The organism is Brachybacterium horti, from assembly GCF_054777615.1.
The window spans coordinates 1-24,217 of record NZ_BAAHAM010000003.1; the positions used below are offsets into that span (position 1 = coordinate 1).

Below are 24,217 nucleotides of genomic sequence, written 5' to 3' on the forward strand. Positions count from 1 at the left end.
GTATCAGAACCCTTCCGAGTTCCTCGCTCCGAGGCAACCCCTATAACTTAGGGGATCCGGTTCTCCATGTCAATTCGGTGCGGTGTGAACCGCGCCTCATCAGTTCTGAAGTTATCCGAAGCGCCTGGTGGGAGTCGATTTCGCGTTCCGCCACTGCTGGCCTTCCCGCTGTCCCGATCTCCCGGGCACGAGGAAGAACATTACGTGGATCCCCGGGCCCGGTCAACTCGAGAGGCCCCTTTTCGGAGTGGCCTCGGCCACTTTCCTCCCGCGCCCAGCATCACCGCAGGTCAGAGGGGAATCCGAGCCCTGAACAGGCCCGGCGGGGCGGGCGTCCCGTGTCCCCTGCCCTCGGCGGGGGTGCCGCCCCGGGGATCCACCGCCAGAACAGTCGGCGTGCGGACCCTCTGTGCGCCGGCTCGTCCGGTACGACCGCCGGCTCCTCAGAGCGCCTGCGGTGCCCCGTCGGCCGAGGTGCCCGTCGGCCCCTCCCCCGCTGTGGGGACGTACCCGCGGTGCAGCGCCACGATCCCCCCGGTGAGGTTCCGGTAGCGGACGTGCTCGAGGCCGGCCTCCTGGAACCAGCCGCGCAGCTCCTGCTGATCCGGCCAGTGGAGGATCGACTCGGCGAGGTAGTCGTAGGCATCCGAGCTCGTGGCGAACCGGGAGGCGACCACTGGGAGGGCGCGCAGCAGGTAGCGCTCGTAGACCGTGCGCACGACTCGCGCCGTGGGGGTGGAGAACTCGCAGACCACGACCCGGCCCCCGGGTCGCACCACGCGGGTCATCTCCGCGATCCCGCGGCGGGGGTCCTGGACGTTGCGCAGGCCGAAGGAGATGACGGCCGCGTCGAAGGAGTCGTCCGCGAAGGGGAGGTGGTGCGCGTCTGCCCCGACGAAGGGGACCGGTGCGCCGCGGCGCCTGCCCTCGGTCATCATGCCGAGGGAGAAGTCCGCGGCCACCACACGGGCGCCTGCTCGCGCGATCGCGGTCGAGGAGGTCCCGGTGCCGGCGGCGAGGTCGAGCACGGCATCGTCCTCGTCGAGCTCGAGGGCATCCACCATCAGCTCGCGCCACATGCGGACCTGCCCCAGCGCCGCCAGGTCGTTCATGAGGTCGTACCGACCGGCGATGCTGTCGAACATCCCGGCGACGTCGTAGGGCTTCTTGTCCAGATCGGCACGGCTCATGCCCCGATCATGCCAGGGAAACCTCCATGGCGATGCCGGGAGCGCCGGAGCCCGGAGCCCGGACCGGGCACGCCCCGGGCGCGGCGCGCTGGCAGGATGGGCCTCGACCTCGGCCCGCCCCGAAGAGCATCCGGGCCGACGAGACGGAGGAGCACATCCATGACCGATCCCCGCACCGCCCGCGCCGAGGCGATCCGCGCGCTGAGCATCCCGACCTCGCTGCTGCCCGCCGACGGCCGGTTCGGCTCCGGTCCGTCGCGACTGCGTGACGAGCAGGTGGACGCGCTCGGCACGACCTACCGCGGCGTCCTCGGGACGTCCCACCGCCAGAAGCCCGTCAAGGAGCTCGTCGCCCGCACGCGTCGCGGCCTCGCAGAGCTCTTCTCGCTCCCGGAGGGCTACGAGGTCGTCCTCGGCAACGGCGGCTCGACGGCCTTCTGGGACGTGGCGGCGATCGCCCTCGTCGAGCGGCGCTCCGAGCACCTCGTGCTCGGCGAGTTCTCGCAGAAGTTCGCGACCGAGACCACCACCGCTCCCCATCTCCTGGACCCGCTCGTGATCTCCGCCGAGCCGGGGAGCCTTCCCCGCCCCGTCGTCGACGAGGACGTGGACGCCTACGCGTGGCCGCACAACGAGACCTCCACCGGGGTGATGGTCCCCGTGGAGCGTCCCGCCGGCGCCCGCGAGGACCAGCTCGTGCTCGTCGACGCGACCTCGGTCGCCGGCGCCGCCCAGGTGGACGTCTCCCAGACGGACGCGTACTACTTCGCGCCCCAGAAGGCCTTCGCCTCCGACGGCGGGCTCTGGCTGTCCCTCCTCTCCCCCGCCGCGATCGAGCGCGCGGGCCGGCTCGAGGCGCAGTCCGACCGCTGGGTGCCCGGGTTCCTCTCCCTGCAGGCCGCGATCGACAACTCCCGCAAGGACCAGACGCTCAACACGCCCGCCGTGGCGACGCTGGCCCTGCTCGCCGACCAGGTCGAGTGGCTGCTCGAGCAGGGCGGTCTCGCCTGGTCCGACGCCCGCACCCGGGCGACCTCCGGCCTCCTGCACCGGTGGGCCGACCGTCGGCCCGAGGTGACGGCCTTCGTCAGCGATCCCGCCGCCCGCTCCCAGGTGGTGACGACGCTCGACATCGACGAGTCGATCGACGCCACCGCGATCACCTCCGTGCTGCGTGCGCACGGCGTCGTCGACGTCGAGCCGTACCGGAAGCTGGGGCGCAACCAGCTCCGCATCGCCACCTTCCCCGCGGTGCCCGAGTCCGACGTCGAGGCGCTCGTCGCGGTGCTCGACCGCGTGCTCGACGCGACCGCCTGAGACGCCCGGGCATCGCGCCCTCCCCGCACGACGAACGGCCGGCCCCCTGAGGGGCCGGCCGTTCGTGCATCCGGTGGCGGGACGGATCCCGTGAGGAGGCTGCTCCTCAGCGGGGGCCGACAAGGGTGCGGCGCAGGATCGCGACCGCCTCGCCGAGCGTGCGCCGCTCCTCGTCGGTGATCTCCCCGATCCGGCCGCGCAGCCACTCGTCCCGCTCCTCGCGGCCGCGGCGGACGAGCTCCTCCCCGGTCGCCGTGAGCGAGACGAGGACCTGGCGGCCGTCCTGGGGATGGGCGGTGCGGGCCACCAGGCCGGCCTCCTCGAGCCGCGCGAGGATGCGTGTCATCACGGGTGGGGAGACGTGCTCGAAGCTCGCGAGCGCGCCAGGGGTGGACTCCCCCGAGCGCTCGAGGTAGGCGAGGACCGAGTACTGCGAGGCGGAGACCTCGTCCGAGGCCGTGTGCGAGCGCAGCACACGGGAGGAGACCAGCAGCACGCGGCGCAGCTCCGCCGCGAGCTGCTCGTCGCCGACCTCCCCGGTCCCCGCCTGGGTGCTCACAGCAGCAGGCCCTCGATCGCGCCGCGCAGGAAGTAGACGACGAACATCGCGGCGATGACGTACATGAGCCAGTGCACCTCGCGGACCTTGCCGCGGACGAGACGGATGAGCACGTACATGACGAACCCGGCGCCCATGCCGACGGTGATCGAGTAGGCGAAGGGCATGAAGATGATCGTGAGGAAGGCCGGGATCGCGATCTCGGGATCCGTGAAGTCGATCGAGGTCACGTTGGTCATCATCAGGAAGCCGACCATGACCAGCGCCGGGGTCGCCGCCTCGTAGGGCACGGCCGCGACGAGCGGGGACAGGAAGGTCGCGAGCAGGAACGCGAGGCCCGTGACGATCGAGGCGAGGCCCGTGCGGGCGCCGTCGGCCACGCCCGAGGTGGACTCGACGAAGCTCGTGTTCGAGGAGACGCCGCCGACGCCGCCGCCGAGCGCCGCGAGGGAGTCGACGACGAGGATGCGCTGGGAATAGGGGATGTCGCCCTTCTCGTCGAGCAGGTCGCCCTCGCCGGCCACGGCGACCATGGTGCCCATGGTGTCGAAGAAGTCGGCGAGCAGCAGGGAGAAGACGATGACGGAGGCGCCGACGACGCCCGCCGCCTGGATCCCGCCCCACGGGTCGACCTGGAAGAGCGTCGCGAAGTCGGGCAGGGCGATCGGGGAGCCCTGGAGCGCCGGGACGTTCATGCTCCAGCCCTCGGGGTTCGCGGCGCTGAGCGTGCCGTCGGAGTACGCCCCGATGCCGGTGACCGCCTCGATGATCGTCGCGAGCACGGTCGCCGTGACGATGGAGATGAGGATCGCGCCGGGCACCTTGCGCACCCAGAGCACGAGCATGAGCACGAGGCCCACGACGAAGACGAGTGTGGGCCAGCCGGTGAGGGAGCCGTCGTTGCCCAGCTGCACGGGCGTGCCGGCGGCGTGCGTGATGAAGCGGGCGTTGTACAGGCCGATGAAGGCGATGAACAGGCCGATGCCCACGCTGATCGCGGTCTTCATGAAGGCCGGCACGGCGTCGAAGACGGCCTTGCGGAACCCGGTGAGCACGAGGACGAGCACGAGCACGCCCTCGATCGCGACGAGGCCCATCGCCCCGGCCCAGGTCATGCCCGGCAGGGAGACCACGGAGTAGGCGAGGTACGCGTTCAGGCCCAGGCCCGCCGCGAGCGCGAGCGGGAACTTCGCCCAGGCGCCCATGAGGAGGGTCAGCACACCGGCCACGAGGGCGGTGCCGGCGGCGACCGCCGCGAGGTTGGGCTCGGTGCCACCGCCCAGGTAGTGCCCCGTCGAATCGGGCACGGTGCCGATGATGAGCGGGTTCAGCACCACGATGTAGCACATCGAGAAGAACGTGACGAGGCCGCCGCGCACCTCGCGCGCGACGGTCGACCCGCGCTCGCTCAGGTGGAAGTAGCGGTCCAGGGGGGATCGGGTCGCGACGCTCGCTGCGCCGCCGGAGGAGGGATCAGCCTGCATGCGGGAATCGTATCGGCCGTGCCCTCCGCGCTCCCGCTCGGGACCGTGCGGGGCCCCGAACTGTGACCAGCCTCCGCCCGCACCCGGGACAGGAGCCGCCCCTGGGGCGCAGGCTCGCCGATCAGCGGGCGGCGCGGTAGTCCTCGGCGAGCTCGAGCCGGGACGCGGCCGCCTCGTCCACGACCACGGTCACGTGCGGGTGCAGCTGCAGCACCGTCGCGGGCCAGCGGGCGCTCACCGCGCCCTCGACGAGCTGGGCGACCGCGGCGGCCTTCTGCTCCCCGGTCGCCGTGAGCACGATCCGACGCGCCTCGCGGATGGTGCCGAGGCCCTGGCTGAGGGCATGGCGCGGGACGTCCGCGGCGCGGTCGAAGAAGCGCGCGTTCGCCTCGATGGTCGAGCGCGTGAGGGCGACGACGCGGGTGCGGGAGGCGAGCGAGCTGCCGGGCTCGTTGAAGGCGATGTGGCCGTTGACGCCGATGCCGAGGATCTGGAGGTCCACTCCCCCGGCGGCGGCGATCGCGGCGTCGTACCGCTCGGCCTCCACCGCGGGGTCCGCCGCGGCGCCGTCCGGCGAGAGGACCGCGGCGCCCTCGAGGTCCACGTGGTCCACGAGCTGCTCGCGGATGAAGCGGTGGTAGCTCTGCGGGTGGTCGGCGGGCAGGCCCACGTACTCGTCCAGGAGGAAGGCGCGGGCGCCCGCGAAGGAGAGCCCCTCCTCCCGATGGCGGCGGATCAGCTCCGCGTAGGCGGCGACCGGCGAGGAGCCGGTCGCGAGGCCCAGCACCGGGGCGTCCCCGTCCCGGAGGACCTGCACGAACTCGTCGGCCACGGCGCGTGCCCCGGCGGCCGCGTCCTGCGCGATGACGATCTCCATGGCCGTTTCCCTCTCCCCACCCGAGATGACCGTTCATGCTCGGCTGCTGCTCTTGCTGATCACATTCGGTCACAGCATAGCGTGTCCCGTCGCCTGCGGCCGACGGAGGTGACCGACAGGACGCGGGCACGGCGAAGGGCCCCGGACTCGAGGTCCGGGGCCCTTCACGAGCGGCGCCGACGAGGTCGGCGGGGTGGGCGGCGATGCCGCCCGACGGTCACTTCTTCTTGGGACCGGAGTTCGCGGCGAGCTCGAAGGCGGCGCGGGGATCGGCCGACTGCGGGATGCCGATGATGTCGCGACGCGAGACCAGGTTCGAGGCCCAGCCCGCGAGCACGGCGGCCTTGCGACCCAGGGTCGGCATCGCGTACACGTGGTACGCACGGGCCATGGCCCACGCCGGGAGACCGCGCACGTCGATCTCCTTGTCGCCCAGCATGAGCCGGCCGACGCCCTTGTACATGCCCAGCGTCGCCATGACGCCGAGGTTCTTGTGGTAGTAGTCCACGAGCGGGCGTCCCTGGACGGAGCGCGCGACGTTGTCCGCGATCCGCTTGCCCTGACGCGTGGCGTGCTGGGCGTTGGGCGGGCAGAACTTGCCCTCGCCCGAGGCGAGATCCGGCACCGCGGCGCAGTCGCCCCCGGCGAAGACGTTGTCGATCGGACCCTCGGCGCCGTTCACACGGAGATCCGCGAGGGTGTCGAGCTTGCCCATGAGCGGGCCGCGCTCCGTGACCACGGGGAGGTCCGAGGACTCCTCGTCCATGAGGATCGGGTTCGGCTTGACGCCGGCGTTCCACACGAGGAGGTCCGTCTCGAACTCGTCGCCGTCGGACGTCTTGATGACGCCGTTCTCGGCGGAGTTCAGGAAGGTCTCGAGCTTGACCTCGATGCCGCGCTCGCGGAGCTGGTTCAGCACGTAGGCGCGCTGGTCCTCGGTGAGCTCGGGGAACACGAACGGCGCCGCGTCGATGAGCACGAAGCGGATGTCCGAGGCGTGCAGATCGGGGTAGTAGCGCAGCGCGTCGCGGACCATGTCCTCGGCCTCGGTGACGGCCTCGCCCCCGGCGAACCCGCCGCCGATGTAGGTGAAGGTGAGCAGGCGCTTGCGGACCTTCGGGTCCTTCGTCGAGGCGGCCTCGGCGAGGTTCGCGAGGATCTTGTCGCGGACGGTGATGGCCTCCTCGACCTGCTTGAAGCCGATCGCGTTCTCGGCCAGGCCGGGGATCGGGAGGAGACGCGGCACGGCGCCGAGGCCCACGACGAGGTAGTCGTAGGCGATCTCGAGCTGGGCGCCGTCCTCGGTCGTGACGACGACGGTGTTGTCCGCGCTGCGGATCGCCGAGACGCCGCCGGTGACGACCTTGGTGCCGGGGAGGATCTTGCGCAGCGGCGCGAGGACGTTGCGGGGATCGATGCTGCCCGCGCCGACCTCGGGGAGGAAGGGCGCGTAGGTCATGTAGGGGCGCGGGTCGACGATCGTGATCGCCACCTCCGTGCCGAGGGTCTTGCGCAGCTCGGACGCGGTCGTCAGACCGACGGATCCGCCGCCGAGGATCAGGACATGGGGCTTGCCGCCGAAGGTGGTGTTCATGTCGCCCAGCCTAGAACCGTCGGGCCCCGGTTCCAAAACGGGCGCACTCCTCGGACGTCTGGAGGAACCGACGCCCGCTCAGCCCTCGCGGGCCTCCGTGCGGTCCAGGACGTCGAGCGCGATCCCGTCGAGGATGTCGTGCTCGCTCGTCACCGTCGTCGTCACCGCGGAGACCCCGGCGACCCGCCGGAGGATCCGCGCCCAGATGAGCGCGCCGGCGCCGATGACGTCGATGCGACCGGGGTGGATGATCCCGAGCGCGCCGCGCTCCTCGCGCGTCATGGCGAGGAGGCGCTCGCTCACGGCGATCGCGTCCTCGATCGACCGCGAGGCTCCGTGGACCACGTCCGGCCGGTACTCGGTGAGCCCCTCCGCGACCGCCGTGACCGTCGTGACGGTGCCGGCCGTGCCGACGAGGGACGTCGCCTCCTGCAGCGGCAGGCGCTCCGCGGCCGTGTCGAGCAGGGCGTCGACGTCCGCCGCCGCGGCCGCGATCTCCTCCGCCGTGGGCGGGTCCGAGCGCAGGTGGCGCTCCGTGAGCCGCACGGAGCCGATGTCCAGGCTGATCCGCGCCTCCGGCTCCTCGGTGCCGAGGACGAGCTCCGTGGACCCGCCGCCGATGTCGACGACGACGCGCGGGCCGGCGGGGAGCTGCGGCAGCGTGCTCACGGCGCCGCGGAAGGACAGCGCCGCCTCCTCCTCGCCACTGATGACCTCGACCTGGACGCCGAGGATCTCGCGGATGCCGTCGATGAACACGTCGCGGTTCGCGGCGTCGCGGGTCGCCGAGGTCGCCACGAAGCGCAGCTCCCGGGCCCCGTGCCGGGCGATGAGCGCGGCATAGCCGCGGGCCGCCTCGAGCGTGCGCTCCACGGCCGCGGGGTCGAAGCGACCGGTGCGGTCCACGCCGTACCCCAGGCGGACCATCTCCAGGCGGCGCTCGAGATCCACCATGGCGCCGGTGGACGGGTCGCGCCGCGCGATCAGCAGGCGGATCGAGTTGGTGCCGCAGTCGATCGCGGCGACGGGGGCGCTCATGCGGTGGCTCCCTCGGCGCCGGCGGCGTCGGCCTCGTCCTCCGGGGAGGCGCAGCGGCAGACCAGCTCCGGGAGCACCCCGGGGATCCCCGCGAGGACCTCGTCCGCGACGGGGTTCACGCCGGGACCCTCGGCGAGGGCCTGGCCCGCGAGCGCGTGCAGGCACTTCACCCGGGTGGGCATGCCGCCGGCGCTCACGCTCGCGACCTCCTCGGCGCGGCCGAGCTCGTCGCGCCGCGCGATGTAGCGCTCGTGGGCGCGGGCGTAGCCGGCGGCGAGCTCGGCGTCCTCGCCGAGCCGCTCGGTGAGCTCGGCCATGCGACCGGTCGCCTCGATCCGGGAGATGTCGAGGGTCAGCCACGGGAGCGTGAGGTACAGCGAGGTGGGGAACGGCGTGCCGTCCTCGAGGCGGGGCCGGGTGCGGACCACCGCGGGGCGGCCGCAGCCGCAGCGCCGGGCGATCGAGACGACGCCGCGCATGTCGCGGCCGAGCTGCTCACGCATCGCGGAGAGGTCCTCGGCGGTCGCGGGCGACTCGAAGGGGAGCGGCGGCAGGGCCGCGGCGTCGGGGGCGGGGGCGGTGGTCACGGGGTGGCGTCCTCGGTGCTGCTGGGGGTCGGGGTGTCGGCGGGATCCGCGGGATCGGTGGTCTCGGCGTCCTCCGGGGAGTCCGAACCGGTCTCGTCGGGGATGTCCTCCGCGGTGAGACGGCTCGCGCCCTCGAGGCTGTCCCAGAGGGTCGAGAACCACTCACCGCTCGCCGAGGCCTCGACGGCCTGCTCGTCCTCGGTGAGCGGGACGTCCCGGCCGGAGGTGTCGGTGAGGCGGTACTGGGTCTCCCCCGGCATCGCGAACAGGAGCCGCTCGCGGGCCTGGGCGGCGACGAAGGCCGGGTCCTGCCAACGGTCGACCTCGGCCTGCAGCTCGTCGACCTCGTCCTGCTGCTGGGAGACCTGGTCGTGCAGGGCGGCGAGCTGCTGGCGCTGCGCGACGTAGGAGTTGATCGTCGGCACGAGCGCGGCGAGGGCGACCACGACGAGGGTCACCAGCACGAGCGTGCGACGGGTGATCGTGATGCCCGGGCCGTCCTCCGCCGCGGCGGAGGACGAGGTGGTGCGGGGTCGGGAGGCCGCGGCAGGGCCGCGATGGCGGTCGCTGGTGGTCCCCGCGGAGGAGGAGCGGCCCGATGCCCGGGAGCCCCGGGCGGACGGGCCGGCGCCGGGCGCGCCGCCGGCGCGTCGGCCCCCGGACGCAGGGACCGGGCGCCTCGCTGATCGCGGGGCGCCCGGTCGCTTCGAGGTCATGCCCGAAGGCTACCGCCTCGACCTGAGGGTTCAGCCCTTCGCGGGCGTGAAACGCGGGAAGGCGGCGGCACCGGCGTAGGTGCCCGCCTCGTCCAGCTCCTCCTCGATGCGGAGCAGCTGGTTGTACTTGTTGACGCGCTCGCCGCGGGCGGGAGCGCCGGACTTGATCTGGCCGCAGTTGGTGGCGACGGCGAGGTCCGCGATGGTCGTGTCCTCGGTCTCGCCGGAGCGGTGGGACATCATCGCCTTGAAGCCCGCGCGGTGCGCGAGCTCGACGGCGTCGAAGGTCTCCGTGAGCGAGCCGATCTGGTTGACCTTCACGAGGAGGGCGTTGGCGGCGCGCTCGTCGATGCCGCGGCCCAGGCGCTCCGGATTGGTGACGAAGAGGTCGTCGCCCACGAGCTGGACCTTGTCGCCGAGCTGGGCGGTGATGGTCGTCCAGCCCTTCCAGTCCTCCTCGTCCAGCGGGTCCTCGATCGAGACCAGCGGGTAGGAGGCGACGAGCTCGGCGTAGTACGCGGCCATCTCCTCCGAGGACTTCTTCGCGCCCTCGAAGGTGTAGGCACCGTCGGAGAAGAACTCCGAGGCGGCGACGTCGAGCGCGAGCGCGACGTCCTTGCCCGGCACGAAGCCGGCCTTCTCGATGGCCTCGACGATGAGGTCGAGCGCCGCACGATTGGACTCGAGGTTCGGCGCGAAGCCGCCCTCGTCGCCCAGGCCCGTGGACAGGCCGCGCTCCTTGAGCACGGACTTCAGCTGGTGGTAGACCTCGGCGCCGGTGCGCAGGGCCTCGCTGTAGGTCTCCGCGCCGATCGGCGCGATCATGAACTCCTGGATGTCGACGTTGGAGTCCGCGTGGGACCCGCCGTTGAGGATGTTCATCATCGGGACGGGCAGCACGTGGGCGTTCGGGCCGCCCAGGTACTGGTAGAGCGGGACGCCGGCGGAGTCCGCGGCGGCCTTCGCGACGGCGAGCGAGACGCCGAGGATCGCGTTGGCGCCGATCTTGCCCTTGTTGGCGGTGCCGTCGAGCTCGAGCATCGCCTGATCGATCGCGCGCTGCTCCTGCACGTCGAAGCCGACGACGGCCGGGCCGAGCTCGTCGATGACGGCCGCGACGGCCTGCTCGACGCCCTTGCCCAGGTAACGGCCCTTGTCGCCGTCACGACGCTCGACGGCCTCGAAGGCGCCGGTCGAGGCACCGGAGGGGACCTCGGCGCGGGCGAAGGTGCCGTCGTCGAGGAGGACCTCCACCTCGACGGTGGGGTTGCCGCGGGAGTCCAGGATCTCGCGGGCGTGGACGGCATCGATCAGAGCTGCCATGTGCTGTTCCTTCCATCGGATGAAGTTCCGTCATGGCCGGTCGACGCTGACCCACCGCCGGACAGTCTAGGCGGTCCCGTCCGCGTGCGTCCCGCGTGCCCGGGCGACCCGTGCGTCGGCGCGGGCCAGCAGCGAGCGCAGCGCCGTCTCCGGGTCCGTGTCCCGCTCCTCCGCGGCGACGACGAGGTCGAGCAGCGCCCGCGCGAGCGCGTCGTCCTCGGCCGCGGTCCCGGGGTCACCGGGATCCGACGACCCTGCCGCGACCTCGGCGTCCGCGGCGGCGAGCAGCGCGTCGAGGGCCCCGGCGGAGCGGGCGCGGTGCACCATCTTGGCGCCGCGCTGGAGGGCCGGCAGCGCGGCCGGGATCCCCTCGGACCAGGCGCGCCGGGGGTCGGGACCGCCCGCGCTCCCCGCGGCGGCGGCCTTCTCCTGCGCCTTCACCGCGTGCCACTGCGCGACGATCGCCTCGACGTCCGCCGGGTCCTCGAGCGCGTCGTCCCGCCCCGCCCCGAACACATGGGGGTTGCGTCGCTCCATCTTCGCGACGAAGGAGCGGGCCACGTCGTCCACGTCCCAGGCGGGCTCCTCCTCCTGCCCGATCCGGGCGTGGAAGAGGATCTGGAAGAGCAGGTCGCCGAGCTCGTCGCGCAGCGCCCCGGGACCGTGCGCCGCGGGGTCGTCGATCACCTCGAGCACCTCGTGGGTCTCCTCGAGCAGGTAGCGCGCGAGCGAGGCATGGGTCTGCGTGTGCGACCAGGCGTCGCCGTCCGGGGCGCGCAGTGCCTCCATGACCTCCACCGCCCGCAGCAGGGCGCCCCCTCTCGGAGCGTCCTCCCGCGGGACGACGGCCCCGACGGGGGGCTCGGGGGACGGTGCGGCCGGGGTCCGATCTCGGTGCTCGCTCACGTCCCCGAGGCTACCCGCGGCGGATCACTCGCCGTCGGACCGCGAGATCTGCTCGGCGGCGGTCGGCACGAGGGTGCGCATGACCTCGCGCGCCCAGTCGAGCAGCGCATGGTCGCGCAGCTCGGTGCCGCCGAAGCGCGCGGACGCCGGCCGCGGCACGAGCACCTGCCGCACGGCCGGCTTGAGCATCGTGCCGGGGAACAGCCGCTTCATGCGCATCGCGACCGAGTCCGCGGGCTCGACGTGCGCGAAGCGGATCATCTTGCCCTGGGCCTGCACCTCGTCGATGCCGGCGGCGCGGGCGTCGATCCGGAACCTCGCGACGTCCAGGAGCAGGGACACCGGCTCCGGCAGCGGGCCGTAGCGGTCCACGAGCTCGGCCGCGACCTGCTCGATCTCGGAGACCTCCCGCACCGCCGAGAGCTTCGAGTACGCCTCGAGCCGCAGCCGCTCGGAGGGGATGTAGTCGTGCGGGAGGTGCGCGTCCACGGGGAGCTCGACGCGGATCTCCTTCTCCGGCGCGGTCGCCTCTCCGCGGAAGGCCGCGACGGCCTCCCCCACCATGCGCACGTAGAGGTCGAAGCCCACCCCGGCGATGTGGCCGGACTGCTCGCCGCCCAGCAGGTTGCCCGCACCGCGGATCTCGAGGTCCTTCATCGCGACCCGCATGCCCGCGCCGAGGTCGGTGTTCGTCGCGAGGGTCGTGAGCCGGTCGTGGGCGGTCTCGGTGAGCGGCTTCGCGGCGCTGTAGAGGAAGTAGGCGTAGGCGCGCTCGCTCGAGCGTCCCACGCGGCCCCGCAGCTGGTGCAGCTGCGAGAGGCCGAAGCGGTCCGCGTTCTCGACGATGAGCGTGTTCGCGTTCGCGATGTCCAGACCCGTCTCCACGATCGTGGTGCACACGAGGACATCGAACTCCCGCTCCCAGAAGTCGAGGATGACGCGCTCGAGCTGGTGCTCGTTCATCTTGCCGTGGGCGACCTGGACGCGGGCGTCGGGGACCAGCTCGCGCAGGTGCGCGGCGACCCGGTCGATGTCCTCGACCCGGTTGTGCACGTAGAACACCTGGCCCTCGCGCAGCAGCTCGCGCCGGATCGCGGCGGTGACCTGCTTGTCCTCCTGCGCGCCGACGTAGGTGAGCACCGGGTGGCGCTCCTCCGGCGGCGTCGCGAGCGTCGACATCTCGCGGATGCCCGTGACCGCCATCTCGAGCGTGCGCGGGATCGGCGTGGCCGACATGGCGAGCACGTCGACGTCGGTCCGCAGCGCCTTGAGCGTCTCCTTGTGCTCGACGCCGAAGCGCTGCTCCTCGTCGATGATGAGCAGCCCGAGGTCCTTGAAGCGCACCTGCCCGGTGAGCAGGCGATGGGTGCCGATCACCACGTCGACGGAGCCGTCGAGCAGACCGTCGATCGTCGCCTGCGAGTCCGCCGCGGACTGGAAGCGGCTGAGCCCCTTCACGGTCACGGGGAAGCCCGTGTACCGCTCGGTGAAGGTGTCGAGGTGCTGCTGGGCGAGCAGGGTCGTGGGCGCGAGCACGGCGACCTGCTTGCCGTCCTGGACGGCCTTGAAGGCCGCGCGCACGGCGATCTCCGTCTTCCCGTAGCCGACGTCGCCGAGGATGAGCCGGTCCATGGGCACCGACTTCTCCATGTCCCCCTTGACGTCGTCGAGGGCGGAGAGCTGGTCCGGGGTCTCGATGAACTCGAAGGCGTCCTCGAGCTCCCGCTGCCACGGCGTGTCCGGGGCGAAGGCATGGCCCGGGGCGGACTGCCGCGCCGAGTACAGGCGCACGAGCTCGTCGGCGATCTCCCGGATCGCCTTGCGGGCGCGGGACTTCGTCTTGGCCCAGTCCGCGCCGCCCATGCGGTTGACGCTCGGCTCCTCGCCGCCGACGTACTTCGTGACCTGGTCGAGCTGGTCGCTCGGGACGTACAGGCGGTCGCCGGGCTGGCCCTTCTTCGAGGCCGAGTACTCGATGACGAGGTACTCGCGGGTCGTGGCCTTCGCCCCGGCGCCCACGGTGCGGCTGGTCATCTCGACGAACCGGCCCACGCCGTGATGGGAGTGCACGACGAAGTCGCCGGGCCGCAGCTGCAGCGGGTCCACCACGTTGCGGCGGCGCGCGGGCATGCGCCGCTCCTCGCCGCGGCGGGCGCCGGACTTGCCCGTGAGGTCGCGCTCGGAGGCGAGCAGGACCTTCGCGTCCTCGTCGACGAGCCCCTCGGGGAACGGGCCGACGGTGACCACGGCCTCGCCCTCGGCGACGGGGCCCTCGAGGTGGTCCGTGTAGACGGCGGGCAGCCCCTCCGCGCGCAGGTTCTCGCTCGCGTGGCGAGCGGAGCCCTGGCCGGTGAGCGTCGCGACGATGCGCCAGCCGTCCTTGCGGCGGCGCTCGAGGTCCTGGGCGGCGTCCCCGGGCCTGCCCGAGTAGCCGGGATGCGTGGTCGCGGTCGTGGCCGTGAGGTCGACGTCGCTCTCGAGCCCGAAGGCGGCGAGCGTGAACCAGGGCCGGCCGCCCGCACGGGCGTGGCCCTTCGCCTCGGAGAGCGGGACGAAGCTCGCGGCGCCCACGTCGATCGGGAGCCCGCCGCCGGCGGCGGCGCTCGACCAGGCGGCCGCGAGGAACTCGTCGGTCGTCGCGACGAGCTCCGCGGCACGGGCGCGGATCTTCTCGGGGTCCATGAGCAGGAAGCGCGCGCCGGCGGGGAGGACGTCGGCCACCTGCTGCATCTCCTCGACGAGCACGGCGCTGAGGGACTCCATGCCGTCCACGGCGATGCCCGCGGCGATGCGCTGGAGCATCTCGGCGACGCCGGGGAGGTCCTCCGCCATCGCCCGGGCGCGCTCGCGCACGGCCGGGGTCAGCAGGATCTCGCGGCAGGGCGGGGCATCGAGGCCGTGCGGGGCCGGGTCCAGGGAGCGCTGGTCGGCGACGGAGAAGTAGCGGACGTCGTCCACCTCGTCGCCGAAGAGGTCCACGCGCACCGGGTGCGGCTCGGTGGGCGGGAAGACGTCGAGGATGCCGCCGCGCACGGCGAACTCCCCCCGCTTCTCCACCATGTCCACACGCGCGTAGGCGGCGTCGACGAGATCCTGCTCGAGGTCCTCGAGGGCATAGGTGTCCCCCACCGCGGCGCGGACCGGCCGGAGGTCGCCGAGGCCCGCGGCGATCGGCTGGAGCAGCGAGCGCACGGGCATGAGCAGCACGTGCACGGGACGCTCGGTCTCGGGATGCGCGATCCGCCGCAGCGTCGCGAGGCGCCGGGCGACGGTGTCCGCGCGCGGGGATAGACGCTCGTGGGGAAGGGTCTCCCAGGCGGGGAGCTCGGCGAGGTGCTCGGTGCCCACGAGGGCGCCGAGCGCGGAGCGGAGGTCCTCGGCGGCGCGCGTCGTCGGGGTGACGACGACGAGCGGGCTCTCGGCGCTCGAGGCGCGCGCGAGGTCCGCGACGGCGAAGGGGAACAGCCCGGTCGCCGCGACCATGTCGCCGCCGCTGCCGTCGGCCGTCCCGGTGGTGACGAGCTCGCGGATCGCGGTGAGGTCGCGCCCGTCGGCGATCAGGTCGAGCAGCGGGGCGAGCGGGGCGGTGGGGGTCATCGGGCCTCCGGGGAGTGGAATCGCTGCTGGGCGGCGGTGAGGCCCTGCAGCACGAGCGCCTCGACGGCGTCCGCCGCGTCGGAGACGAGGAGGTCCAGGCTCTTGCGCTCGGTCGAGCTGAACGGGGAGAGCACGAAGTCCGCGGTGTCCTTGCTGCCCGGGGGCCGGCCCACGCCGACCCGCACCCGCAGGTAGTCCTTCGTCCCGAGGGCCTTGGTGATGTCACGCAGGCCGTTGTGGCCGCCCTCGCCGCCGCCGCGCTTGAGGCGCACGGTGTCGAAGGGGATGTCGACCTCGTCGTGGACCACGACGATGCGCTCGGGCGGCACGTCGTAGTAGCTCGCGAGCGCCTTGACGGGACCGCCCGAGGTGTTCATGTAGGTCGAGGGCTTGGCGAGCACGACCCGCTCGTCCGCGCCGGGGAGCCCCAGCCTGCCCTCGACGACGACGGCCTGGGCGCGGCGGGCGGCGGAGAACCGCGACCTCGTCGCGGCCGCGATGTGGTCCAGCACCATCTGGCCCACGTTGTGGCGGGTCGCGGCGTAGCGGTCGCCGGGGTTGCCGAGGCCGATCACCAGATACGTGCCCGCGCTGCGGTCGGACGTGCTCACGTGCTCCTCCTGAACATGACGAGAGGGGCCTCCGGCATACCGGGGCCCCGGGAGAAACCTACCGGGGCGCCGCGCTGCTGCGCGACGCCCCGGCGGGTCGGTGTGATCCGAGGATCGTCACTCCTGCTCGGAGGACTCCTCCTCGGCACCCTCGGAGTCGGTGTCCTCGGCGCCCTCGGCGTCCTCGGCCTCCGGCTCCTCCTCGACGCGCGGGATCTGGATCGCGACGACGAGCAGCTCGGCGTCGGTGACCAGCTCGGCGCCGGCGGGGAGGGTGACGTCGCCGGCGAAGACCTGGTCGCCGTCGACCTTCTCCTCGACGGAGATCTCGACGTGCTCGGGCACGTGGAGGGCGTCGACGGAGAGGGTGAGGGCCTGGAGGTCGACGACGGAGATCGCCGGGGCGACGGGCTCGCCGGTGACGGTCACGGGGATGTCGACCTCGACCTTCTCGCCGCGCTTGACGATGATGAGGTCGAGGTGGGTGAGCGTCCGGTGCAGCGGGTGGCGCTGGATCTCCTTGATGAGCGCCAGGTGCGAGGTGCCGTCGGCCAGCTGGAGGTCCAGCAGGGCGTTGGAGTTGCGGGCCGCCAGCGCGGTCTCGTGGCCGGGGAGCACCAGGTGCAGGGGGGCCTCGCCGTGGCCGTAGAGGACGGCGGGGATCTTGTGCTCGGCGCGGATGCGGCGGGCGGCGCCCTTGCCGAACTCGTTGCGCAGCTCGACGTTCAGGGTCTCAGCCATGGGGGTTCTCCTCGTGATCGGGGGTCGTGCATCGCGGGGCGAGGACACGACGGACCCGATCCGGCGCCGGGCGCCGGAGGGACCGCACCGCGTCGATCACGGGACGCCCGGGGCGTCCCCTCGCCGAAGTGACCTCGAGAAGATAGCACGCAGCCGCGCCCGGTCCGCACGGGAGGTGACGACGATCGCTGCCGGCGGGCTCGGCGCACGCGCTCCGCGCAGGGACGCTGGTCCCGTCGGGCGACCGACGGAGCCTGCTGGACTCGATCACGCCGGCGCGAGCAGACGGAGCCGGCCCCCGTGCCGAGGGCCCGCATCCCCGGTGGGGATGCGGGCCCTCGCGGCGCGGCGGCGGTCCCAGGAAGGGGGCTCAGACCTCGCCGTCGAAGAGGCTCGTCACCGAGCCGTCGTCGAAGACCGCGCGGATCGCCCGGGCGATGAGCGGCGCGATGGAGAGCTGCGTGAGCTCCTCGAACTGCTTCTCCTCGGGGATCGGGAGGGTGTTGGTGCAGACCACCTCGCGCACACCGGAGTCGCGCAGGCGCTGCGCGGCCGGGTCGGAGAGGATCGGGTGGGTGGTCGCGATGACGACCGAGGAGGCGCCGTTCTTCGTGAGCGCCTCGACGGCCTGCACGATCGTGCCGGCGGTGTCGATCATGTCGTCCACGAGGATGGAGGTCTTGCCGGAGATGTCGCCGATCACGCGCTTCGCGACGGCCTGGTTGGGCCGCTTGGGGTCCCGGGACTTGTGGATGAACGCGAGGTTCACACCGCCCAGGCGCTTGGCCCACTGCTCCGCGACGCGGATGCGCCCGGCGTCCGGGGAGACGACGGCGATGTCCTCGGAGCCGTACTTCCGGCTCACGTAGTCCGCGAGGATCGGGAGCGCCATGAGGTGGTCCACCGGCTGGCTGAAGTAGCCCTGCACCTGCGGGGCGTGGAGGTCCACGGACATCATGCGGTCGATGCCGGCGGTCTCGTAGAGGTCCGCCATGAGGCGGGCGGAGATCGGCTCGCGGCCGCGGTGCTTCTTGTCCTGGCGGGCGTAGGGGAAGCTCGGCGAGATCGCGGTGATGCGCTTGGCGGAGGCCCGCTTGAGCGCGTCGATCATGATCAGGTGCTCCATCACCCAGGTGTTGATGGGCGCCGGGTGGGACTGCAGGACGAAGGCGTCGCTGCCGCGCACGGACTCGCCGTAGCGCACGTAGATCTCGCCGTTGGCGAAGTCCCAGGCGTCCATCGGGAGGACCTCGACGCCGAGCTCCTGGGAGACCTCCTGCGCGAGGACCGGGTGGGCCCTGCCGGAGGCGAGCACGAGCCGCTTCTCCCCCGTGGTGATGATTCCGCTCATCGCTGCCCCTGCTCCTTGCTGTCGTCGCTGTGGCCCTCGGCCGTTCCGGACGCGGCGTCGGCGGCGGAGGGATCCGTCCCGTCGAGGGCGGCACGAGCCGCGGCCTCGGCCGCGGTCCCCGCACGGCGTCGCAGGGTCCATCCTTCCACGTTCCGCTGCGAGCCCGCGTTCACGGCGAGCGCCCCCGGCGGCACGTCCTTGCGCACCGTCGTGCCGGCGCCGGTCGCGGCCCCGTCGCCGATGGTGACGGGTGCCACGAGCACGCTGTCCGATCCGACCCGGACGTGGCGGCCGACGGTGGTGCGGTGCTTCTCGACGCCGTCGTAGTTCGCGAAGATCGTCGCGGCGCCGATGTTGGTGCCCTCGCCGATCTCCGCGTCCCCGACGTAGCTGAGGTGCGGGACCTTCGCGCCCTCGCCGATCCGCGCGTTCTTCGTCTCGACGAAGCCGCCGATCTTGCCCTTCGCGCCGAGCGAGGTGCCCGCGCGCAGGTAGGAGAACGGTCCGACGGTCGCGCCCGCGCCGATCTCCGCGAGCACCGCGTGGGAGCGCAGCACGCTCGCCCCGGCGCCGACCTCGGTGTCCTTCAGGGTCGTGTCCGGGCCGATCTCGGCGTCCTCGCCGATGTCCGTCGCGCCCTGGAGCTGGACGCCGGGGCGGATGATCGCGTCCTGGCCGATGGTGACGTCGGCGTCGATCCAGGTGGTGGCCGGGTCCACGATCGTCACGCCGGCGCGCATGTGGCGCTCGAGGATGCGGCGGTTCATCTCCGCGCCGAGCTGGGCGAGCTGCACGCGGTCGTTGACGCCCTCGACCATCATGAGGTCGGAGGTGACGAGCGCGCGCACCGAGCCGCCGTCCTCGCGGGCGATCGCGAGGACGTCCGTGAGGTACATCTCGCCCTGGGCGTTGTCCGTCGTGATGCGGCCCAGCGCGTCGCGGAGGACGGCGAGGTCGAAGGCATAGATGCCGGAGTTGATCTCCTCGATCCCCCGCTGCTCCTCCGTGGCGTCCTTGTGCTCGACGATCCCGAGCACCTCGGCGCCGTCCTGGCTGCGGAGGATGCGGCCGTAGCCGGTGGGGTCGGGGACCTTCGCCGTGAGCACGGTGACGGCGGCGCCCGCCTGCTCATGGGCGGCGACGAGCTCGCGCAGCGTGCCGGGCTCGAGCAGCGGGACGTCGCCGTAGGTGACGAGCACGGTGCCGGTCGCGGCGGCGATCCTCTCGAGGCCGCACTGCACGGCGCGGCCGGTGCCGGGGACCTCGTCCTGGTCGGCGACGGTGACCTCGGGGGCGTGGTCGGCGAGGTGGGCGGCGACGCGGTCGCGCTCGTGGCGGAGCACGACGACGAGCTCACCGGGCCCGGTGCCCTCGGCGGCGGTCACGGCGTGGACCAGGAGCGAGCGGCCCCCGATCTCGTGCAGGACCTTGGGGGTCCGGGACCGCATGCGGGTCCCGGCCCCGGCGGCCAGGACCACCACGGCGGCGGGTGCGGGGGTTTCCACGGGGGCTGCTCCTCGGGATCGACGACATCTCCATCCCCGGACGGGGAGGCGGAGGGCGTTCCGCCATCAGGATTCGAACCTGAAACATCAGAACCAAAATCTGAGGTGTTGCCGATTACACCATGGCGGAAGGACGCGCACCGGAAGGTCCGCGGGCGGGCTGCAGGGGACTCCCTGCGGGGCCGACGGCGACCGGTGCGAGGCCGCACCGATCCTATCCGCCGCGGATCCCGTCCGCCGCCGGGAGCACGTGGCCTGTGCCAGACTCGCCCCATGGCGAACGACCAGGCCCCGCGCCCGCGCTCCGTACGGATGACCGGCCGGGAGCGTCGCGAGCAGCTCGTGGCCGTGGGTCGCCGCCTCTTCGCGGAGAAGGGCTACGACGCCGCGAGCGTCGAGGAGATCGCCGCCCGTGCGAAGGTCTCCAAGCCCGTCGTCTACGAGCACTTCGGCGGCAAGGAGGGCCTGTACGCCGTCATCGTGGACCGCGAGGTGGGTGCCCTGCTCGCGGCCCTCGAGCGGTCCCTCCAGGACCAGCGCTCGCACCCGCGGGTGCTCATGGAGCGCGCGGCGCTCGCCTTCCTCTCCTACATCGACGACAACGAGGACGGCTTCCGCATGCTCGTGCGGGACTCCCCCGTGAGCCAGAGCGGCGGCACCTTCTCCTCCCTGCTGAGCGACGTCGCCCGCCGCGTCGAGGGGATCCTGTCCGCCCAGCTGAAGCTGCGCGGCTACCCCACGAAGGACGCCCCGGTGTACGCGCAGATGCTCGTGGGCATGGTCGCGTACACGGGCCAGTGGTGGCTCGAGACGCACAAGCCGTCCAAGGAGGTCCTGGCCGCGCGGCTCGTGAACCTCTCCTGGTTCGGGCTCGCGGCCATGGAGAAGAAGCCCGTGCTCCGTGGCGGCGCCGACGTCTGATCGGTCCCGGCGCGGGTCGCCCTCTAGACTCACGCCCATGTCCTCCGCCTCCACCGAGCACTCCGGGACGCCCGGAGCGGCCGCACCGTCCGCCCCGTCCGACGAGGTGGAGCGGATCGTGCGCGGGTGGGCGAGCGCCCGGCCGGATCTCGACACCCGACCGCTCGAGGTGTACTCGCGCATCTCGCGCCTCGCCCGCCATCTCGAGAGCGCGCGCCGCGAGGCGTTCGCCGGGGCCGGGCTCGAGGGCTGGGAGTTCGACATGCTCTCCGCCCTGCGCCGCAGCGGGGACGACGCGCTCTCCGCCGGGGCGCTCATGCAGCAGACCCTCGTCACCTCCGGCACCATGACCGCCCGGCTCGACAAGCTCGTCGCCAAGGGCCTCGTCACGCGTGCCCGCTCCCCCCGGGACGGGCGCGCGGTCGAGGTGCGGCTGCATCCCGAGGGCGCCGCGCGCGTCGACGCCGCCATGGAGAGCCTGCTCGCGGCGGAGCGGGAGCTCCTGGCCCCGCTCGGCGACGGCGAGGAGGACCTGCTGATCCGCCTGCTGCGCGAGCTGCTGCTCACCTTCGAGGCGGACGCCCGCCCCGGGGACTGACCTCCCCGGCCCCGCGGCTCCGCTCGTCATCACCCCGTCACTTCGTCCCTGAGGACCCTCCTGCATGGCCCACCTGCTCGGCACCCAGTCGCTCCACCTCGCCCTCCCCGACCGCGTCCTGCTGGACGACGTGACCCTCGGCATCGACGAGGGCGACCGCATCGGCGTCGTGGGCCGCAACGGTGACGGCAAGTCCACCCTGCTGCGTCTGCTCTCGCGCGAGCGCACCCCCGACTCCGGTCGCGTCACCGTGCGCGGCGGGGTGCGCGTCGGCGTGCTCGCCCAGCAGGACGAGGCCGCTCCCGGGGTGAGCGTCCGCGACCGCGTCGTGGGCGACCGGCCCGAGCACGAGTGGGCCTCGGACCCGCGGATCCGCGACGTGCTCGCCGGGCTGCTCGGCGGCATCGACCTGGACCAGGAGCTCACAGCCCTCTCCGGCGGCCAGCTGCGGCGCGTCCACCTCGCGGAGCTGCTCGTGGGCGACTGGGACGTGCTGCTGCTGGACGAGCCCACCAACCACCTCGACGTCGAGGGCATCGCCTGGCTCGCCGAGCACCTGCGCCGGCGCTGGTCCGTGCGCGACGGAGGTCTCGTGGTCATCACGCACGACCGCTGGTTCCTCGACGCCGTGTGCACCCGGATGTGGGAGGTGCACGACGGCGTCGTCGACCCCTTCGAGGGCGGCTACGCGGCGTACGTGCTCCAGCGCGTCGAGCGCGACCGGCAGGCGGCGGCGATCGAGTCCAAGCGCCAGAACCTCATGCGCAAGGAGCTCGCGTGGCTGCGCCGCGGCGCCCCCGCGCGCACCTCGAAGCCGAAGTTCCGCATCGACGCGGCGAACGAGCTCATCGCCGGGGAGCCGCCCGTGCGCGACACCGTCGAGCTCACGCAGCTCGCGACCTCCCGGCTGGGCCGGGACGTCATCGACGTGCTCGACGTGACCGCCGGCTACGACGGCACGCCGGTGCTCGAGGACGTGACGCTGCACATCGGCCCGGCGGACAGGATCGGGATCCTCGGCCCCAACGGCGCCGGGAAGTCCACGCTGCTGGGCCTCGTGCGGGGGACGGTGACCCCGATGAGCGGGCGGGTGAAGCGCGGGAAGACCGTCACGGTGCGCCAGGTGTCCCAGCGCCTCGAGGGGCTCGCGGATCTCGGCGAGGAGCGCATCAGCGACGTCGTCGGCCGCTACCGCACGACCTTCCGCGCCGGGAAGGACGAGGTCTCCCCCGGCCAGCTGCTCGAGCGTCTCGGCTTCACCACCGCACATCAGAAGGTGCAGGTCAAGGCCCTCTCCGGCGGGCAGCAGCGACGGCTTGACCTGCTGCTGACCCTGCTCGAGGAGCCCAACGTGCTCGTGCTCGACGAGCCCACCAACGACATGGACACCGACATGCTCGCGGCGATGGAGGACCTGCTGGACACCTGGCCGGGCCCGCTGCTCGTCGTCTCGCACGACCGCTACCTGCTCGAGCGCGTGACCGATCAGCAGTACGCGGTGCTCGACGGGCACGTGCGGCACCTCCCGGGCGGCGTGGAGCAGTATCTCGCGCTGCGGGCGGAGCAGGAGCGCGCGGGCACCGGCCCGTCCGCCCCCTCCGCTGCGGCAGCGCCCGCGGACACCTCGCCGGCCTCCCCCGCGCTCTCCGGCAAGGAGCAGCGGGAGGCGCAGAAGGAGCTCTCCGCGCTTGAGCGGAGGATCGAGAAGCTCGCCGCCCAGCGGGAGCGGCTGGCCGAGCGGATGGCCGCGCACGACCAGTCCGACTACACGGGCCTCGCGGGCCTCACCGCGGAGATGACCGGGCTCCAGCAGGAGGAGGAGCAGGCGGAGGAGCGCTGGCTCGAGCTGTCAGAGCTCCTCGGCTGACCTCCGCCCGCCCCGCTCAGCGCAGGGCGCCGAGGACCTCGTTGAGCGCCTCCGTCGAGGAGGGGTGGGTCCAGATCCCGTCCCGCAGCTGGGTCGCCGTGGTGCCGGTGCGCATGGCGAGCGCCACGAGGTTCACGACCTCCTGGGCGTCGACGTGGAAGAGCCGCGCGCCGAGCACCAGGTCGGTCTCGGCGTCCACGACGATCTTCACGAGGCCGCGCGGGTCGCCGACCGCCTTGGGGCGCGGCATGGCCTTGATCGTCGCGACCTCCGCCACGCCGATGCGCACCTCGTGCCCGGCCTCGCGGGCCGCGCGCTCGGTGAGCCCGACGGAGGCGAGCGGCGGGGTGAGGAAGGTGGTCGCGGGGACGGCCACGCGGTCGGTCGTGGTGCGCTCCCCGTCGCCGAGCAGCTGGTCGAGGACCACCCGATGGTCGTCGAGGGAGAGGTAGGTCTGCTGGGCGCCGCCGTGCACGTCGCCGAGGGCCCACACGCCGGGCACGCTCGTGCGCAGGTGCTCGTCGACCACGATCGCGCCGTGCCCGTCCAGGGCGATGCCGCCGGCCTCCGGGTCGAGCGCCGCGGTCGCCGGCCGGCGGCCCGTCGCGACGAGCACCGCCTCGGCCTCGAGGACCTGCTCCGTCCCCGCCACGTCCACCCGCACGCGGGCGAGGCCGCCCGCGTCCTCGATCGCGGTCGCGGAGGCGCGGTGCAGGATCCGCACCCCGTCGCCCTCGAGCACGGAGGTGACGGCCGCGGCGACGTCCTCGTCCTCCGCGGGCAGCAGCCGTTCGCGCCGGTCCAGCAGGGTCACCTCGCTGCCGAAGCCGCGCAGCAGGGAGGCGAACTCGAGGCCGATGGGCCCCGCGCCGAGGACGACGACCCGACCCGGCAGCTCGCCCGGGTGCTGGATCGAGGTGGAGTCGTGGACGCGCGGGTGGTCGATGCCCGGCAGGTCCGGGAGCACGGCCTCGGCGCCGGTGTCGACGAGGACCGTGTCCGCGCTGACGCGCAGGCGATCGGGGCCGCCGGTGACCTCGACGACGCGCTCGCCGACGAAACGGGCCTCGCCCTCGACGATCGTGACCGTCTCGCGGTCCGCGAGCATCGCGTGGTTGACGGCGCGGAGCTTCTCGACGAGGGCGTCGCGCCGGGTGACGGCGGCCGCGAAGCGCTCCCCGTCCCCCGCCGCACCGTGCTGCTGGCTGTCGTGGACCAGCGCCTTGGTGGGGACGCAGCCGATGTTGATGCAGGTGCCGCCGTGCATCTCGCGGCTCCGCTCGATCATCGCGACTCGCCGGCCGGCGCCGGCGAGCGCCCCGGCGAGGGTCTTGCCGCCCTTGCCCCAGCCGATCACCATCACGTCCACCTGCAGGTCCTGCTGGTCGCTCATCGCTGCTCCTGAAGTCGTCGTCGTGTGCGGCGTGCGTCGCGC

General features: G+C 73.0%; 20 protein-coding genes and 1 tRNA gene. 4 read left to right on the plus strand and 17 right to left on the minus strand.

Annotated features, from left to right (window positions below; genetic code table 11):
* Positions 1–443 precede the first annotated feature (443 nt).
* Positions 444–1,190: a class I SAM-dependent methyltransferase gene (locus tag ACYVAP_RS09400; protein ID WP_498860444.1), complete on the minus strand. Its 747-nt coding sequence runs from the start codon at positions 1,188–1,190 to the stop codon at positions 444–446.
* Between the two features lie 159 nt (positions 1,191–1,349).
* Here ACYVAP_RS09400 and serC point away from each other — a divergent pair, with 159 nt between their 5' ends.
* Positions 1,350–2,507 (plus strand): PLP-dependent aminotransferase family protein, encoded by a 1,158-nt coding sequence (serC, locus tag ACYVAP_RS09405; protein WP_498860445.1) that lies wholly within the window; start codon positions 1,350–1,352, stop codon positions 2,505–2,507.
* Between the two features lie 106 nt (positions 2,508–2,613).
* Here serC and ACYVAP_RS09410 read toward each other — a convergent pair whose 3' ends face one another.
* The 15 genes from ACYVAP_RS09410 to ACYVAP_RS09480 form a co-directional block, all read right to left on the minus strand.
* Positions 2,614–3,066, minus strand: coding sequence for a MarR family winged helix-turn-helix transcriptional regulator (locus ACYVAP_RS09410; RefSeq protein ID WP_498860446.1), 453 nt, complete (start codon positions 3,064–3,066; stop codon positions 2,614–2,616).
* Positions 3,063–4,550 carry an NCS2 family permease gene (locus tag ACYVAP_RS09415; RefSeq protein ID WP_498860447.1) on the minus strand — a complete coding sequence of 496 codons (1,488 nt, stop codon included), beginning with the start codon at positions 4,548–4,550 and terminating at the stop codon, positions 3,063–3,065. Before ACYVAP_RS09415 ends, ACYVAP_RS09410 begins: the two co-directional genes overlap by 4 nt.
* Positions 4,551–4,671: 121 nt before the next feature.
* A complete protein-coding gene (nagB, locus tag ACYVAP_RS09420) occupies positions 4,672–5,427 on the minus strand; it encodes a glucosamine-6-phosphate deaminase (protein WP_498860448.1) in 756 nt (251 codons plus the stop codon).
* Positions 5,428–5,644: 217 nt separating this feature from the next.
* Positions 5,645–7,021 (minus strand): NAD(P)/FAD-dependent oxidoreductase, encoded by a 1,377-nt coding sequence (locus tag ACYVAP_RS09425; protein WP_137770999.1) that lies wholly within the window; start codon positions 7,019–7,021, stop codon positions 5,645–5,647.
* Positions 7,022–7,099: 78 nt separating this feature from the next.
* Complete coding sequence (locus ACYVAP_RS09430; RefSeq protein ID WP_498860449.1) at positions 7,100–8,059, minus strand: Ppx/GppA phosphatase family protein; 960 nt, start codon at positions 8,057–8,059, stop codon at positions 7,100–7,102.
* Entirely contained in the window at positions 8,056–8,646 is a 591-nt protein-coding gene (locus ACYVAP_RS09435) for a DUF501 domain-containing protein (RefSeq protein ID WP_498860450.1), read from the minus strand. Before ACYVAP_RS09435 ends, ACYVAP_RS09430 begins: the two co-directional genes overlap by 4 nt.
* Positions 8,643–9,362 (minus strand): FtsB family cell division protein, encoded by a 720-nt coding sequence (locus ACYVAP_RS09440; RefSeq protein ID WP_498860451.1) that lies wholly within the window; start codon positions 9,360–9,362, stop codon positions 8,643–8,645. Before ACYVAP_RS09440 ends, ACYVAP_RS09435 begins: the two co-directional genes overlap by 4 nt.
* Before the next feature lie 30 nt (positions 9,363–9,392).
* Entirely contained in the window at positions 9,393–10,685 is a 1,293-nt protein-coding gene (eno, locus tag ACYVAP_RS09445; RefSeq protein WP_498860452.1) for a phosphopyruvate hydratase, read from the minus strand.
* A gap of 66 nt (positions 10,686–10,751) precedes the next feature.
* Positions 10,752–11,591 carry a MazG nucleotide pyrophosphohydrolase domain-containing protein gene (locus tag ACYVAP_RS09450; RefSeq protein ID WP_498860453.1) on the minus strand — a complete coding sequence of 280 codons (840 nt, stop codon included), beginning with the start codon at positions 11,589–11,591 and terminating at the stop codon, positions 10,752–10,754.
* 24 nt (positions 11,592–11,615) lie between these two features.
* The gene (mfd, locus tag ACYVAP_RS09455) at positions 11,616–15,188 is read right to left on the minus strand and encodes a transcription-repair coupling factor (RefSeq protein WP_498860454.1); all 3,573 of its coding nucleotides are present in this window, start codon (positions 15,186–15,188) and stop codon (positions 11,616–11,618) included.
* Entirely contained in the window at positions 15,185–15,799 is a 615-nt protein-coding gene (pth, locus tag ACYVAP_RS09460; RefSeq protein WP_498860455.1) for an aminoacyl-tRNA hydrolase, read from the minus strand. The genes mfd and pth overlap by 4 nt, the downstream gene beginning before the upstream one ends.
* Before the next feature lie 117 nt (positions 15,800–15,916).
* Positions 15,917–16,540: a 50S ribosomal protein L25/general stress protein Ctc gene (locus ACYVAP_RS09465; protein ID WP_498860456.1), complete on the minus strand. Its 624-nt coding sequence runs from the start codon at positions 16,538–16,540 to the stop codon at positions 15,917–15,919.
* Positions 16,541–16,910: 370 nt separating this feature from the next.
* Positions 16,911–17,891: a ribose-phosphate pyrophosphokinase gene (locus ACYVAP_RS09470; protein WP_498860457.1), complete on the minus strand. Its 981-nt coding sequence runs from the start codon at positions 17,889–17,891 to the stop codon at positions 16,911–16,913.
* Entirely contained in the window at positions 17,888–19,396 is a 1,509-nt protein-coding gene (gene glmU / locus ACYVAP_RS09475) for a bifunctional UDP-N-acetylglucosamine diphosphorylase/glucosamine-1-phosphate N-acetyltransferase GlmU (protein ID WP_498860458.1), read from the minus strand. Before glmU ends, ACYVAP_RS09470 begins: the two co-directional genes overlap by 4 nt.
* Before the next feature lie 58 nt (positions 19,397–19,454).
* Positions 19,455–19,526: transfer RNA gene (locus ACYVAP_RS09480), tRNA-Gln, on the minus strand.
* 143 nt (positions 19,527–19,669) lie between these two features.
* Between ACYVAP_RS09480 and ACYVAP_RS09485 the strand changes: the two genes are divergently transcribed.
* From ACYVAP_RS09485 to ACYVAP_RS09495, 3 genes are all read left to right on the plus strand, one after another.
* Positions 19,670–20,317: a TetR/AcrR family transcriptional regulator gene (locus tag ACYVAP_RS09485; protein WP_264449443.1), complete on the plus strand. Its 648-nt coding sequence runs from the start codon at positions 19,670–19,672 to the stop codon at positions 20,315–20,317.
* Between the two features lie 37 nt (positions 20,318–20,354).
* The gene (locus tag ACYVAP_RS09490; RefSeq protein WP_264449444.1) at positions 20,355–20,915 is read left to right on the plus strand and encodes a MarR family winged helix-turn-helix transcriptional regulator; all 561 of its coding nucleotides are present in this window, start codon (positions 20,355–20,357) and stop codon (positions 20,913–20,915) included.
* Positions 20,916–20,979: 64 nt separating this feature from the next.
* The gene (locus ACYVAP_RS09495; RefSeq protein ID WP_498860459.1) at positions 20,980–22,782 is read left to right on the plus strand and encodes an ABC-F family ATP-binding cassette domain-containing protein; all 1,803 of its coding nucleotides are present in this window, start codon (positions 20,980–20,982) and stop codon (positions 22,780–22,782) included.
* Positions 22,783–22,798: 16 nt separating this feature from the next.
* Here the strand turns inward: ACYVAP_RS09495 and ACYVAP_RS09500 are convergent, their stop codons facing one another.
* Positions 22,799–24,175, minus strand: coding sequence for a dihydrolipoyl dehydrogenase family protein (locus ACYVAP_RS09500; RefSeq protein ID WP_498860460.1), 1,377 nt, complete (start codon positions 24,173–24,175; stop codon positions 22,799–22,801).
* Positions 24,176–24,217: the final 42 nt, after the last annotated feature.

Bases quoted from the DNA above. Each gene is read 5' to 3' on its own strand.
- ACYVAP_RS09400 (WP_498860444.1), bottom strand. From the start codon at position 1,190: ATGAGCCGTGCCGATCTGGACAAGAAGCCCTACGACGTCGCCGGGATG.
- serC (WP_498860445.1), top strand. From the start codon at position 1,350: ATGACCGATCCCCGCACCGCCCGCGCCGAGGCGATCCGCGCGCTGAGC.
- ACYVAP_RS09415 (WP_498860447.1), bottom strand. From the start codon at position 4,550: ATGCAGGCTGATCCCTCCTCCGGCGGCGCAGCGAGCGTCGCGACCCGA.
- nagB (WP_498860448.1), bottom strand. From the start codon at position 5,427: ATGGAGATCGTCATCGCGCAGGACGCGGCCGCCGGGGCACGCGCCGTG.
- ACYVAP_RS09425 (WP_137770999.1), bottom strand. From the start codon at position 7,021: ATGAACACCACCTTCGGCGGCAAGCCCCATGTCCTGATCCTCGGCGGC.
- ACYVAP_RS09430 (WP_498860449.1), bottom strand. From the start codon at position 8,059: ATGAGCGCCCCCGTCGCCGCGATCGACTGCGGCACCAACTCGATCCGC.
- ACYVAP_RS09440 (WP_498860451.1), bottom strand. From the start codon at position 9,362: ATGACCTCGAAGCGACCGGGCGCCCCGCGATCAGCGAGGCGCCCGGTC.
- eno (WP_498860452.1), bottom strand. From the start codon at position 10,685: ATGGCAGCTCTGATCGATGCCGTCCACGCCCGCGAGATCCTGGACTCC.
- mfd (WP_498860454.1), bottom strand. From the start codon at position 15,188: ATGACCCCCACCGCCCCGCTCGCCCCGCTGCTCGACCTGATCGCCGAC.
- ACYVAP_RS09465 (WP_498860456.1), bottom strand. From the start codon at position 16,540: ATGGCTGAGACCCTGAACGTCGAGCTGCGCAACGAGTTCGGCAAGGGC.
- ACYVAP_RS09470 (WP_498860457.1), bottom strand. From the start codon at position 17,891: ATGAGCGGAATCATCACCACGGGGGAGAAGCGGCTCGTGCTCGCCTCC.
- ACYVAP_RS09485 (WP_264449443.1), top strand. From the start codon at position 19,670: ATGGCGAACGACCAGGCCCCGCGCCCGCGCTCCGTACGGATGACCGGC.
- ACYVAP_RS09490 (WP_264449444.1), top strand. From the start codon at position 20,355: ATGTCCTCCGCCTCCACCGAGCACTCCGGGACGCCCGGAGCGGCCGCA.
- ACYVAP_RS09495 (WP_498860459.1), top strand. From the start codon at position 20,980: ATGGCCCACCTGCTCGGCACCCAGTCGCTCCACCTCGCCCTCCCCGAC.
- ACYVAP_RS09500 (WP_498860460.1), bottom strand. From the start codon at position 24,175: ATGAGCGACCAGCAGGACCTGCAGGTGGACGTGATGGTGATCGGCTGG.